General features: G+C 56.7%; 11 protein-coding genes. 6 read left to right on the top strand and 5 right to left on the bottom strand.

Features of this window, described 5'->3' with window-relative positions:
* Nucleotides 1–6: 6 nt before the first annotated feature.
* The 3 genes from B3K78_RS05420 (at nucleotide 7) to B3K78_RS05410 (ending at nucleotide 2,235) form a co-directional block, all read left to right on the top strand.
* Complete coding sequence (locus B3K78_RS05420) at nucleotides 7–771, top strand: M15 family metallopeptidase (RefSeq protein WP_286694615.1); 765 nt, start codon at nucleotides 7–9, stop codon at nucleotides 769–771.
* A gap of 29 nt (nucleotides 772–800) precedes the next feature.
* The gene (gene cysE, locus B3K78_RS05415; RefSeq protein WP_204996345.1) at nucleotides 801–1,559 is read left to right on the top strand and encodes a serine O-acetyltransferase; all 759 of its coding nucleotides are present in this window, start codon (nucleotides 801–803) and stop codon (nucleotides 1,557–1,559) included.
* A gap of 196 nt (nucleotides 1,560–1,755) precedes the next feature.
* The gene (locus tag B3K78_RS05410) at nucleotides 1,756–2,235 is read left to right on the top strand and encodes a hypothetical protein (protein ID WP_027873981.1); all 480 of its coding nucleotides are present in this window, start codon (nucleotides 1,756–1,758) and stop codon (nucleotides 2,233–2,235) included.
* On the opposite strand, the gene B3K78_RS05405 is transcribed toward B3K78_RS05410, so the two are convergent.
* From B3K78_RS05405 to nirB, 5 genes are all read right to left on the bottom strand, one after another.
* Nucleotides 2,232–3,248, bottom strand: a complete 1,017-nt coding sequence (locus B3K78_RS05405; RefSeq protein WP_286694614.1) for an SO_0444 family Cu/Zn efflux transporter — start codon at nucleotides 3,246–3,248, stop codon at nucleotides 2,232–2,234. The two genes, B3K78_RS05410 and B3K78_RS05405, sit on opposite strands and share 4 nt — an antisense overlap.
* Entirely contained in the window at nucleotides 3,245–3,679 is a 435-nt protein-coding gene (zntR, locus tag B3K78_RS05400; protein ID WP_286694613.1) for a Zn(2+)-responsive transcriptional regulator, read from the bottom strand. The genes B3K78_RS05405 and zntR overlap by 4 nt, the downstream gene beginning before the upstream one ends.
* Before the next feature lie 159 nt (nucleotides 3,680–3,838).
* The gene (gene ppa / locus B3K78_RS05395; protein WP_027873978.1) at nucleotides 3,839–4,366 is read right to left on the bottom strand and encodes an inorganic diphosphatase; all 528 of its coding nucleotides are present in this window, start codon (nucleotides 4,364–4,366) and stop codon (nucleotides 3,839–3,841) included.
* A 255-nt stretch (nucleotides 4,367–4,621) separates the two neighbouring features.
* Nucleotides 4,622–4,939, bottom strand: coding sequence for a nitrite reductase small subunit NirD (gene nirD / locus B3K78_RS05390; protein WP_204996310.1), 318 nt, complete (start codon nucleotides 4,937–4,939; stop codon nucleotides 4,622–4,624).
* Nucleotides 4,940–5,007: 68 nt separating this feature from the next.
* Entirely contained in the window at nucleotides 5,008–7,557 is a 2,550-nt protein-coding gene (gene nirB, locus B3K78_RS05385) for a nitrite reductase large subunit NirB (protein WP_286694612.1), read from the bottom strand.
* A gap of 412 nt (nucleotides 7,558–7,969) precedes the next feature.
* On the opposite strand from nirB, the gene B3K78_RS05380 reads away from it, so the two are divergent.
* The 3 genes from B3K78_RS05380 (at nucleotide 7,970) to B3K78_RS05370 (ending at nucleotide 12,794) form a co-directional block, all read left to right on the top strand.
* A complete protein-coding gene (locus tag B3K78_RS05380) occupies nucleotides 7,970–9,442 on the top strand; it encodes a NarK family nitrate/nitrite MFS transporter (protein ID WP_286694611.1) in 1,473 nt (490 codons plus the stop codon).
* 56 nt (nucleotides 9,443–9,498) lie between these two features.
* On the top strand, nucleotides 9,499–11,193 hold the full coding sequence (locus tag B3K78_RS05375; protein ID WP_286694610.1) for a bifunctional protein-serine/threonine kinase/phosphatase: 1,695 nt from the start codon (nucleotides 9,499–9,501) through the stop codon (nucleotides 11,191–11,193).
* 401 nt (nucleotides 11,194–11,594) lie between these two features.
* Complete coding sequence (locus B3K78_RS05370) at nucleotides 11,595–12,794, top strand: alginate export family protein (RefSeq protein WP_286694609.1); 1,200 nt, start codon at nucleotides 11,595–11,597, stop codon at nucleotides 12,792–12,794.
* Nucleotides 12,795–12,920 lie beyond the last annotated feature (126 nt).

The raw sequence follows: 12,920 nt of genomic DNA, 5'->3' as shown, positions 1-12,920 counted from the left end.
TGAAAGGTGGACACTATCAGAACCCGCGACGACATGGACGATTACCGACTGACAGAAGCGCTCCTGTGTGGGCAAGACGAATCGCTGATGGTGGATGTGCTGGGCTGTCCCGTTCATCCCGCGATTGTTGCGCCCTTCGAAGCGCTGCGATCAGATGCCGCGCGCGCAGGCTTTGAGTTGAAAATTGTCAGCGGGTTCCGCGGCTTTGACCGACAGTTGGCGATTTGGAATGCGAAGGCCAGTGGTCGTCGCCCGCTGCTCGATAGCGACGGCCAGGCCCTGTGTTTTAACGAATTAAGCTGTGAGCAGTTGCTCGATGCTATCTTGCGTTGGTCAGCCCTGCCCGGCGCCTCCCGCCACCATTGGGGCAGCGACATCGACGTGTATGACGCCGCGGCGGTGGCCAGTGATTATTCGGTACAGCTCAGCCCGCAGGAGGTGAACGACGGCGGCCCCTTTGCTCCGTTGCACGACTGGCTGGACCACCAACTTGCCAACGGTGCCAGTTACGGTTTCTTTCGACCCTATGCTGAAGACCGCGGGGGTATCGCTCCGGAGCGTTGGCATTTAAGCTATGCGCCGCTGTCGGCACGCTGTGAGTCCGCACTCACGCCAGGGCGATTGCGCCAGGTACTCGCCGAGGCGGATATCGAACTTAAAGAGCCGATACTGACGCACTTAGACGAGTTATATCGTCGCTATGTTGCTGTGCCTAAAGAGGCATACCCTTCAGCGTATGCACCGCTGTTGGCAGTAGGAGAAGAATATTGAATTTAAGCGTCGCGCAGCTGTGGGCCGCTATGCAGGAGGAGGCCAAGGCCTTTGGTCGCAATGAACCCGTACTGGCCAGCTTTTATCACGCCAGTATTCTCAATCACGGTAGCTTTTCTGCCGCATTGAGTTTTCATATTGCCTCGCGCCTGGGCTGCGATTCGGTGCCCGCGATGCTGATACGCGATGTCGCAAGCGAGGCGTATGCCGCTGACCCGGAGGTGCTCGCCGCAGCCGTGGCTGATATTTGCGCCCACTACGATCGCGACCCCGCCTGTGACCACTACGGTATGCCCTTTCTATACTTTAAAGGCTTTCAGGCGATTCAGGCCCACCGTATCGCCCATTGGCTGTGGCAGCAGGGGCGAGAGTCCTTATCGCTGTTTTTGCAAAATCGTATCGCCACCGTATTCGATGTTGATATTCACCCGGCCGCGCGCATTGGCCGCGGTATTATGGTCGATCACGCCACCGGCGTCGTGATTGGTGAAACCGCGGTGGTGGGCAATAATGTTTCCATGCTGCACTCCGTGACCCTCGGCGGCTGCGGCAGTGGTCGCGGCCCACGGCACCCACACATTGAAGACGGTGTGTTGATCGCCGCCGGTGCCAAGGTGCTGGGCAATATCACCGTCGGTGAAGGCGCAAAGATCGCCGCGGGCAGTGTGGTGCTCAACCCTGTTGCCGCCCATACCACCGTGGCGGGCGTACCCGCGAAGCCGGTCGGGCGCCTGTCGCGAGAAATCCCCGCCCTGAATATGGATCAGAACATTAACGGCGATAGCTAGCGCCCATGCTCCTTTGAGCCTGAGCCTGAGCCTCGGGCGCGATTTTTGTGCGTCTGTGTCACGGTTTTTGTCGCAGCAGCTTGATAATTTCGTCAGAATGTTTAGATTACAATGTCTGCCAATAGTGACATTGCTGCTACGGCGGCAGTGACGATGACATAAGAAAACAAAAAAGAAGCATAAATAAGGGGTGCGTGTGAGCGTTAAGTTGCTGGATAACAAAGCTTTTTATGGCTACCGGGTCCGCCGGACAGTGGCGGGTGAGCTCTATCAGGAGTATTTCTCCCTGAAGAAAGACGGTAAGCGCCTAGAGGGACGGGCGCAAAAGGCCATAGAGAAGCAAGCGATGGAACGCGATCAAGAATTAGAAGCGCAGCAAAAGCGCTTTCTGGAGGAAACCAAGGAAGAACGCTGCTTCAAGCCAGACGGCAGCGTGCGCGGTATCAGCTATCTGTTGAAGACCGAGAAGAGTGGCAATTTGACGCCGATCTTTCAGGTGGGTGTGGCGTCAAAGGTCGAGAAAAAGACCGTGTGCACGAGTTTTTCACTCAATGCTCACGGCAGTGATGAGGCTTGGCATCGCGCGGTGGAAGCCTATGCGAAACATAAAACGATTCACAAAAACTCCAAACTCTATCAGCGCCTGTTAAGCGCCAAGCCCAAGGTGGCGTCTTAAGCGTTAAGCAAGCGGCCGAAGGTTTGTTGGCGCAGCGGTTTAATGGCCGCTACTGCCAGCACGACCAGCGCGGTCACCGCTAACCACTCGGGCAGCATGCTGTGCTGGTGTGCCTGCCCGCCGCTAATCTCCCAGTTAAACAGACTCACCAATTGGTCTAGCAACAGACCCGCAGCGATACTAATGGTGCTTACCGTACCCAGATAGGCAACGAGCGCGCGGCGTCCCAGTTCCTTGTGCACCATTCCCACAGCCGCGATATTGCTGGCCGGGCCCGCGAGCATAAAGACCAGTACCGCGCCAGGTGATACGCCCGCCATTAGCAGTCCTGCGGCGATGGGCGTGGACGCGCTGGCACAGATATACATGGGAATACCTACCAACACCATTACGACCATGGCAAGGGGGCCCCGGCCCCATTCGGCCAGCCAGGCCGCTGGCACAAAGGTCTGCACCGCCGCCGCAAACAGCATGCCCACCAACAGCCAGGGCAGCATGTCCTCAAGCAGTCGCCCGAAGGTGTAGTGAAGGCCCTCTCTCCAGGTGGTTTTCGTCGGCGCGGCAGAGCGCTTTGAGCAACAAGACGTTGTTGCCTCTTCTTGTATTGCGGGTTTGCTATCGTTCCAGCCCGTTAACAAGCCCGCGGCAATGGCATTGACGATGGCCACGATGGGCCGTGCAATGGTCATCACCGGCCCCAGTAGGCCGTAGCTCAGGGCAATGGAGTCGACGCCGGTCTCAGGTGTGGAAATCAAAAACGATACCGTTGCGCCCTTCGATGCGCCGGCGCGTCGCAGTCCCATCGCCACCGGCAGAACGCCGCACGAGCACAGGGGCATGGGAGCGCCAAATAGCGCCGCTTTGATCACCGAGCCAATACCGGGTTTGCCCAGCTGCCGTTCCAGCAGGGCATTGGGAATCCAGGCTTTCATCAAGCCGGCAAGCACCAGGCCCATAACGAGTAGGGGAGCGGCGTCCAAACTGAGTAGGTAGAGGTTGTTGAGGAAATTCATGCGTGCTGCTCCTGCTGGGCACTGAGTTCGTCATCGAGCGCTTGCAGGATACTGCAGTGATTGGCGGGAACATCGCCACCGCAGCAGGCCTCGACCACCCGGCTCAGGGCGTCGCGGATGCTTTTCAGTTCACTCAGTTTTCGTTCAACCTGGGCGAGCTTCTCTTGGGCAATGCCCTTCACTTCGCCACAGGACTTGGCTTCCGGGTCGACGCGAATGGCCAGTAATTCGCGAATATCGTCGAGGCTGAAGCCCATGCTCTTGGCGCGCAGGATAAACTCTAGCTGCTTAATAGAGGCGGTGTTGTAAAAACGATAGCCATTGGCGCTGCGCCCGGTGGCGGCCAGTAAGCCCTCGCGCTCGTAAAAGCGCAGCGTTTCCACTGTACAGTCGAGCTTTTTCGCGAGTTCTCCAATCCTTAGTTGAGCCATGGTGATTCCCCTGATTCCGTTGCTACTGAGATCAGAATAGAGCTTGTAGGTTACTACAGGGTCAAGGCTTGGCAGTAGGTTTGTTAAGAATGGCGATAAGCTGGGCACAAAAAAGCCCGGGCTCTTTTCAGAGACCGGGCTTTTTTTAGGCGGCGCTACTTAGCCTTTGTAAGCAGCAGCGGCTTTTTCAACTTCGGCCAGGGCTTCTTTGCTGCCTGCCCAACCGTCAACCTTCACCCACTTGCCTTTTTCGAGGTCTTTGTAGTTCTCGAAGAAGTGCTCAATCTGCTGGATAAGCAGCTCGGGCAGGTCAGAGGGCTCTTTTACGTCTTTGTAGAGCACGCTCAGTTTGTCGTGGGGAACGGCCAGCAGTTTGGCGTCTTTACCCGCTTCGTCGCTCATGTTCAGAATGCCGATGGGGCGGGCACGAATCACTGAGCCGGGAACAACGGGGTAAGGCGTAACAACCAGTACGTCCAGTGGGTCACCGTCTTCAGACAGGGTGTTGGGGATGTAGCCGTAGTTGGCTGGGTAGAACATTGGGGTGGCCATGAAACGGTCAACCATCAGCGCATCGTACTCTTTTTCAATCTCGTACTTGATAGGGCTGCTGTTTGCAGGGATTTCGATGGCGACGAAAATATCGTGCGGCAGTTCTTTGCCGGCTGGGATCGAGTTATAGCTCATGAGTCGTTTCCGTTATCAGCTGTGTGCAAGGTGAAAAAATCGCGCTGATTATACCCGCTAGGGCGGGTTAACACTAATTTGATTCACAGCCTTGCTGGCCGGCTTTTCGCCCGCTTCGGCCTGACTTTGAGGCCACGGGCTAACGGTTGCCAGGGCACGTAAGCAAATTGCGGCGAGGAAAGGGAGTGGTGAAAGGGCCGACTGCACGGGGAGTTGCCGCCGGCAAGGGGGAGACTAATCCTTGGAAGGTGCGTTTTATAGTTGGACCTGCACCAGGCCGTTCTCGTTGCGCGCGGGGAAGCGACGCACAGAGATACTGTCGTCTTCAAGGCAGTGTCCCGCCTCCAGACTGAAATGCTGTTTGTACAGTGGTGAGGCAACCACTAGCGTGTCGCCGACGCTACCAACAATTCCCCGCGCCAGCACATTGGCGCGGCTGAAGGGGCAGTGGTTGTCCAGTGCGAAGATGCGGTCATCGACGCGAAAGACAGCAAGCTGCGTGTCGCCGACTAAGGCGGCGGCGCCAGCATTGGGTAAAATGTCGTCGAGTGTGCAGACGGTGGTCCAGCTCATAGCTAATCTCCATACTTGTGCGAGGTTTCTCGCTACGTTGCTCTGTGTGGCTCCTGTCAGTGAGACCTTCAGGCAACAGCAATTAAGTTGTTGTTGAGTTGTTTTTCTTCTTCGTTGGCGGGCCTGATTTGACCGCGCTCTTCCACGAAAACAATGTCTTTGTCACCGTCATCGGCATTCACGAAGGAGCGGAATTGTTTGAGTTTTTGCTCGTCTTCGATGGTGGTCTTCCACTCGCATTGGTAGCTGTCGACCACGCTTTGCATGTCGCGCTCCAGTTCGTCGCAGATACCCAGTGAGTCGTCGATGATGACCTGACGCAGATAGTCCAAACCGCCCTCAAGGTTTTCCATCCACACCGAGGTGCGTTGCAGGCGGTCGGCGGTGCGCACGTAGAACATCAACAAGCGGTCGACGTATTTCACCAGGGTTTCGGTATCGATGTCGGAGGCAAAGAGGTCGGCGTGGCGGGGTTTCATGCCACCGTTGCCGCACACGTAGAGGTTCCAGCCTTTTTCTGTGGCGATCACGCCAACGTCCTTACTCTGTGCTTCGGCGCACTCGCGGGTACAGCCAGACACCGCCATTTTTATCTTGTGGGGTGAACGCAGGCCTTTGTAGCGGTTCTCCAGGTCGATGGCCTGGCCAACGCTGTCTTGCACGCCGTAGCGACACCAGCTGGAGCCCACGCAGGACTTCACCGTGCGCAGCGACTTGCCGTAGGCGTGGCCACTTTCAAAACCAGCATCGATCAGTTCCTTCCATATCGCCGGAAGTTGGTCGAGGGTGGCGCCGAATAAATCCACCCGCTGGCCGCCGGTGATTTTGGTGTAAAGCTTGTATTTTTTGGCGATGCTACCCACGGTGATCAAACCGTCCGGAGTGACCTCACCGCCTGCCATGCGCGGCACAACAGAGAAGGTGCCGTTGTTCTGCATATTCGCGAGGAAGCGGTCATTGGTGTCTTGCAGGCCGGCGTGCTGATTTTCCAGAATGTACTCGTTCCAGCAGGAGGCGAAGATGGATGCTGCCGTCGGTTTACAGATGGCGCAGCCTTTACCGGAACCGTGCTTCTCCAATAACTCGTCAAAGGATTTAATACCGCCTACGCGGATTAAGTGGAACAGCTCCTGGCGAGTGTAGGGGAAGTGTTCACAGAGGTCGGTATTCACTTCAACACCAAGTTTAGTGAGCTCAGCGTTGACCACCTGGCCTACCAGGGCGGTACAGCCGCCGCAGGTGCTGGCGGCCTTGGTGCAGCTTTTTATATCGCCAACGGTCATTGCGCCGCCCTGCACCGCCGCGCAGATATCGCCCTTGCTGACGTTGTTACAGCTGCAAATTTGCGCGCTGTCGGGGAGGGCATCCACCCCGAGGCCAACGCTCGCACTGCCGTCAATATTGGGGAGAATCATCGCTTCCGGGTGTTCGGGAAGCTCGATGCCATTGAGCGCAAATTGCAGCAAATTGCCGTAGTCGTCGGCATCGCCCACCAATACCGCGCCGAGCAAGTGCTTGCCGCTTTCGCTAACCACTATCTTTTTATAGATCTCGGCTTGTTCATCGATAAAGGTATAGGACTTGGCACCGGGGGTGTTGCCGTGGGCGTCTCCAATCGAGGCAACGTCGACGCCCATTAGCTTGAGCTTGGTGCTCATGTCTGCGCCGGTGAACTGCTTGTCGTCACCGTTGCCAAGGATATGCGCAGCGGCGACGCGGGCCATTTCATTGCCCGGTGCAATCAGGCCAAAGATGCGTTGGTTCCACAGCGCACATTCGCCAATGGCATAGATGGCGGGGTCAGAGGTCTGGCAGTAATTGTTTATGGCGATGCCGCCGCGTTCGCCGATCTTCAGTTCACACTGGCGAGCCAGCGCATCTTGCGGGCGAATACCTGCAGAGAAAACCAGAATGTCGGTTTCCAGTTCTGCGCCGTCAGCGAAGGACAGCTTGTGCACGCAGTGCTCGCCGTCGCCGATGTTTTGCGTGTTTTTCTGGGTGTGCACTTCAACGCCGAGATCTTCGATCTTGCGTCGCAGCAGTGCGCCGCCGCCGTCGTCGACTTGCACCGCCATCAAGCGTGGCGCGAATTCAATGACATGGGTTTTCAGGCCCAGATCTTTAATGGCTTTAGCGGCCTCCAGGCCGAGTAGGCCGCCGCCCACCACGGCGCCCACAGAGGCATTTTTTGCCGCCGCGGTGATCGCTTCAAGGTCTTCGATGGTGCGGTAAACAAAGCAGTTTTCGCGCTCGTGGCCGGGAACAGGGGGAACAAAGGGGTAGGAACCGGTCGCCAGCACCAGCTGGTCATAGTCGTAGTGGCGCCCTGAATCCGTTGTTGCGGTTTTTGCATCGCGATCAATGGCGACAACTTTTTCACCGCATCTAACGTCGATATTGTTTGTCGCGTAGAAGCCATCGGCAACCATGTTTAGCGCGTCGGCTTGTCGCGTTTCAAACCAGGCCGTCAGGTGTACGCGGTCGTAGGCGGGGCGGGGCTCTTCGCCGATTACGGTGATCTGGTAATCCGTCGCGCAGCCACTTTCGACGATTGACTCTAGGAATTGATGTCCAACGGGGCCGTTGCCCACAACAAGCAAGCGCTGTTTATGGCTCATAGTGACGTCCTTTGCTTCTTTCTACCATTGGCAGCACCGGGGAGTGCTGCATTATTAATGTGCCCTGGGGCGTGTAACAGGCATTAAGCAAAAGACGTGCCAGTGGGTTTTGTGTTCATTATGTGTTTGATTTGTAAGGTTTTTATATTTTTGTGGTCGAACTTGGGGCGCATTTTGGTGCTTTGTGGTGTGGCGCGGCTGATTGTTTCTGGGGCGCGCTGCTTCATCGGGGGGCGAAAATTCAGGCCGCAGGCGGTTGGCGGTGGTGGCTGGCACTTGCCTGGTCGCGTTAAGTTGTCGCTAAGTCATATTTATTGCTAACAATATCAATTGCTTAGTGGGCTGGTGTTGATGTTTGGCACGGCGTTTGCTCAGCAGCAAGCAAATTCCTCGTTGGCTGAATGGAGCTACTATGTCGTCCTCTACATTAAATTTGCTCGATCTCAAGCAGGATAAAGTCCGCTTGCTGCATCTGAGCTGGTTTGCCTTCTTCCTGACTTTTGTCGTGTGGTTTAGCCATGCGCCGATGCTGGCCTCTATTAAAGAGGCCTTCGATCTTACCGGGCAGCAAGTGAAAGCCCTGATGATTCTCAATGTGGCGCTGACGATTCCCGCCCGGGTGGTGGTTGGTATGCTGGTGGATCGCTACGGTCCGCGCATTATCTACTCGGCACTCCTCGTTAGTGGCGGCGCCATGTGTATCGCGTTTGCGTTTGCCGACAGCTATGAAACCATCGCGCTGCTGCGTTTTTTAATGGGTTTTATTGGCGCGGGCTTTGTGATTGGTATTCGTCTTGTTGGTGAGTGGTTTCCCGCGCGCCAGGTCGGCTTAGCCGAGGGCGTTTACGGTGGCTGGGGTAACTTTGGTTCGGCGGCAGCCGCGATGACCCTGCCAACCCTGGCGCTGATGTTCGGTGGCGACGATGGCTGGCGCTACGCCATTGCCAGCACAGGTGTGATGGCAATGATCTACGGCGTGTTCTTTTACTCACGTGCGCGCAACACGCCCAAGGGGTCTACCTACTTCAAGCCAAAGAAAAGTGGCGGCTTGGTGGTAACCAGTAAGCGCGACTTGGTGTTTTACATTGCCATGTGCATCCCCATGTACCTGGCGCTGGCAGTACTGACCTGGAAGCTGTCGCCGTCGAACCTGGGTATGTTAAATGGCGTTGCCGCAATGTCGCTTTACGGTGTGTTGGTGGTGTTGTTCATCGTGCAAGTTAGCCAGATTCTGCGCGTTAACCACGACGTATTGAACAATGTAGAAATCCCTGCCATGCAGAAATACCCCTTCAAGCAAGTGGCTATTCTGAACGTTGCCTACCTGGTTACCTTTGGCTCTGAGCTCGCGGTGGTATCGATGTTGCCGCTGTTCTTTATGGAGACCTTTGAACTGACCGCCGTAAAAGCGGGTATGTTGGCCTCCGGCTTTGCATTCATGAACCTGCTTGCTCGTCCCAGTGGCGGCTACCTGTCTGACCGGTTTGGCCGCCGTCGCTCGCTGAGCATTTTGATCTGCGGTTTGGCGGTGGGCTATATGCTGCTCAGTCAGATCACGTCTACGTGGCCGCTGCTGCTGGCAGTATTGGCGACCATGTGTTGCTCCTTCTTCGTGCAGGCTGGCGAAGGTGCGGTGTTTGCCATCGTGCCGTTGGTCAAACGCAGTATGACCGGGCAGATTGCGGGTATGACCGGCGCTTACGGTAATGTGGGTGCAGTTATCTTCCTGACCGTCCTCAGCTTTGTCGATGCTTCCAGCTTCTTTATGGTGATCGCCGCTTGCGCTGCCTTTGTGTTTGTTGCGGTGCAATTTATGGAAGAGCCGCAGGGACACATTGCCGAATACAACGACGATGGCAGTGTGGCGCTGATTGAAGTGAGCTAGTCTGCAACCTCAACTCGAAAAGGAGTGGTGTTTTGCACCTGGATGGTGGACTGAAATTGAGCATAGCCCAGCGCAGTAGCGCTGGGCTTAAGCAGTTTAATGAGGACAGTCTCGGCGCGCGAGTGCCCGAGGGTTCACTGCTGACGACCAAGGGCGCCGTCGCGGCTATTGCCGATGGCGTGTCGGCGGCCGAGGCGGGCAAAGAGGCGGCGGAAAGTTGCATTACCGGCTTTCTGAATGACTACTTTTCAACGCCCGAGTCATGGTCGGTGAAGCGCTCCGCGCAACAGGTATTAAACGCATTGAATCGCTGGCTGTTTGCCCAGGGTCAGGGCTATGCGCAGGCGGAAAAGGGCTATGTATCCACCCTGAGTGTGGCGGTATTTAAGTCCCAGCTCGCCCACTTGTTCCATGTGGGGGATAGCCGCATATACCGGCTTCGCGACGGCGCGCTGGAGCAGCTAACGCGCGACCACGCTCGGCGAATCTCTCCGGAACACGCCTATTTGACCCGGGCAATGGGGCTGGACGTCAATCTCGATGTCGACTATCGCTCAGTCGATATCTGCTGTGGGGACCTGTTTTTACTTTCTACCGACGGTATTCACGACGTGCTGCCTGACGAGCAGATTCGCCAGCGCCTTGCCGAGGCGTCCGGTGCGCTGGAGCCCGCCTGCGAGCAGTTGATCGACGATGCATTGGCCGCGGGCAGCAAGGATAACCTCAGCTGTCAGCTGCTGCGTGTAGAGGCGCTGCCGCTGGCCGATGCCGACGATGTTTATCAGCAGCTGAGTGCCTTGCCATTCCCGCCGCCGCTGCCGCCGGGTGCGGTGGTCGACGGTTTGCGCATTGAAGAAGAGCTTCACGCCAGCCCGCGCAGCCAGTTGTATCGGGTTGTGGATACTCGCAACCAGCGACAGTTAGTGATGAAAACGCCGTCATTGCTGTACTTGGATGACCCGGCCTACATCGAGCGCTTTGTGCTGGAGAGCTGGATCGCCAAGCGACTGGAGCATCCGGCTGTTGTGTCGGTGGTTGAGCCGCCCCAGCGTCCAAGCTGTTTGTACTACCTTGCTGAATATATTCCCGGTCAGTCGCTGGCGCAGTGGATGGCCGCGCGCGACCGATCGGCCGTGAGTGAGGCAGTGGCGGTGCTCAGTCAGTTGGCCAAGGGCCTGCAGGCGATGCATCGGCGCGATACCCTCCACCAAGATATTAAGCCCGACAATGTAATGATGGACGGTGATGGCAGGGTGCGCATTATCGACTTTGGCAGCTGCCATGTGGCTGGCTTAGCTGAGATCGCGGTGCCGTTAGAGCGTGATCATATTCTGGGTACCGCGCAGTATTCAGCGCCGGAGCACGTATTGCGCAAACCGCCGAGTGCGCGGGCTGACCAGTTTTCCCTGGCTGTCGTGGCCTTTGAAATGCTCAGTGGAACCCTGCCCTATGAGGGCAAGTTGGAGCAGTGCCGCAGCGCTGGTGATTACTCGCGCCTGCAGTACGTCTCTGCCAGTGATTACAACCCGCATATTCCGTATTGGATGGATCGCGCGCTAAAGCGTGCGTTGAGTATTAACCCCGACCTGCGGTATCACGACATCGCAGAGTTTATGCACGATCTTCATCACCCCAACCCCAGCTATCAGGCCAGGGAATTTCAGCCCTTGGTTCACCGCAACCCCCTGCGGTTTTGGCAGGGCGTCAGCGCCGTCTTGCTCGTGGCGCTGCTATGGAGCTTGAGCCGATAGCGAAGGGCTTTTGCTGGGCAGCGTGGCGGCATGCAGTATTGTGGTGCGCCAAACCAGTCGTTTGCACACATTTACAGGCAATATTTTAGGGCGCGGTCGTCTTGTTATGAGGCGCCGCTAAAGGCGCGTCGTCGTGTTTTGGGGCGGCTCTGGCTTTTTAGGTTTTTTGAGCGAGTTATTTTTCTCTAACGTATTGAAAATTATAAAAATAAATTAATTTTTTTGATCTCTCCGCGGCTGGCATACCGCTTGCTAAATATCCCTGCGATGGGCGACGTCGCCCAAACCGAATGCCCACAATAATAGGTGTTAGAGATAAACGGCGTTCTCAATTCGGCCTGATGGTCGTGGTGCTGCCGGCATTGTGTCGGCCGATAAAAAATAGTGTAGGAGAGAACTGCATGAGAGTTATTGCAAACGCCGTACTGCTAGGAGCCGTGGCGGCAACCTTGCCAGCCACCTCATTTGCCGATTCCCTTGCCGACGCGTTGGCAAACGGCAAGGTGTACGGTGACTTTAGGCTGCGTTATGAAGCGGTGAGCCAGGACAATGCCCTGGATGATGCCAGTGCCCTTACCCTGCGTAGCCGGCTGGGATATCAGACCGCCGCCTATCAGGGTTTTTCCGCGCAACTGGAGTTTGAGGATAGCCGCATCGTCGCGGGAGAGGGCGAGTTCAGTGCGCCGCCAGCCGGGTATAAAGCCGGGCAGTACTCGGTGATTGCCGACCCGGAAACAACCGAGCTGGATCAGGCCTTTCTGCGCTACCAGCACGGTGGGCTAACGGCCAAATTAGGGCGACAGGTCATCACCTACGATGGCCATCGATTTGTTGGGCACGTGGGTTGGCGTCAGGATCGCCAGACCTTTGATGGCATCTCACTTAACTATAAAGCCAACGATGCATTGTCGCTGAGCTACGCCTACTTGGGGCAGCGCAATGGCATCTTTGCCGAACAGGCGGATAAACAGGCCAAAGATCACTTGTTAAACCTGCGTTTCAACAGTGCGGTGGGCACGGTGACGGCCTATTCCTATTTGTTGGAACTGAATGAGGCGGGCGAAGATCGTCTCGATACCACTGGTGTGAGCGTGAAGGGGGCGAAGCCCCTGGCTGAGGCAAAGCTGCTATACCACGCTGAGTTCGCTCGCCAGCGGGCCGACACGCCGCTGCTCGATGCCGATGCGGAGTATATGCTGCTTGAAGCCGGGGTCGCCGCCGCGGGTTTAACCGCGAAGGTTGGCTACGAAGTACTGGGCAGTGACGACGGCAGCTACGGCTTTGCCACGCCCCTGGCGACGCTGCATAAATTCAACGGCTGGGCCGATATTTTTCTCAAAACACCGGCCGGGGGTTTAGTTGACCGTTACGCCTCGCTGGGCGGCAGTCTTGCCGGTGGGAAGTGGGCGCTGATTTATCACGACTACCGCGCCGACGATGACGCCGCGGGTGCCGATGCCTACGGCAGTGAAGTTAACGCGGTGTACAGCCGAAAATTTGCCAAACACTATTCGGTGGGAGTGAAGTACGCCGCCTACTCAGCCGATGAGCTGGCAGCCGATACCGATAAGTTATGGTTTTGGTTGGGCGCGGCGTTTTAACCCTGTTGCGCCCGCTTTTGCGCAATGTCATAGCCGGCCTCTGGCCGGTTTTTTATTGCTTGAGCGTATTAATGGTAGGCGCAAGCCAGCCGTAGAGCTTACTCGGGTGCAGTGATACCATGCCCA

This window comes from Spongiibacter sp. UBA1325, from assembly GCF_002306875.1.
In the GTDB taxonomy this organism is placed as follows: Bacteria; Pseudomonadota; Gammaproteobacteria; order Pseudomonadales; family Spongiibacteraceae; genus Spongiibacter; species Spongiibacter marinus.
Note: the sequence above shows the minus strand (reverse complement) of the source record. Positions and strands in the feature narration are given on the sequence as shown.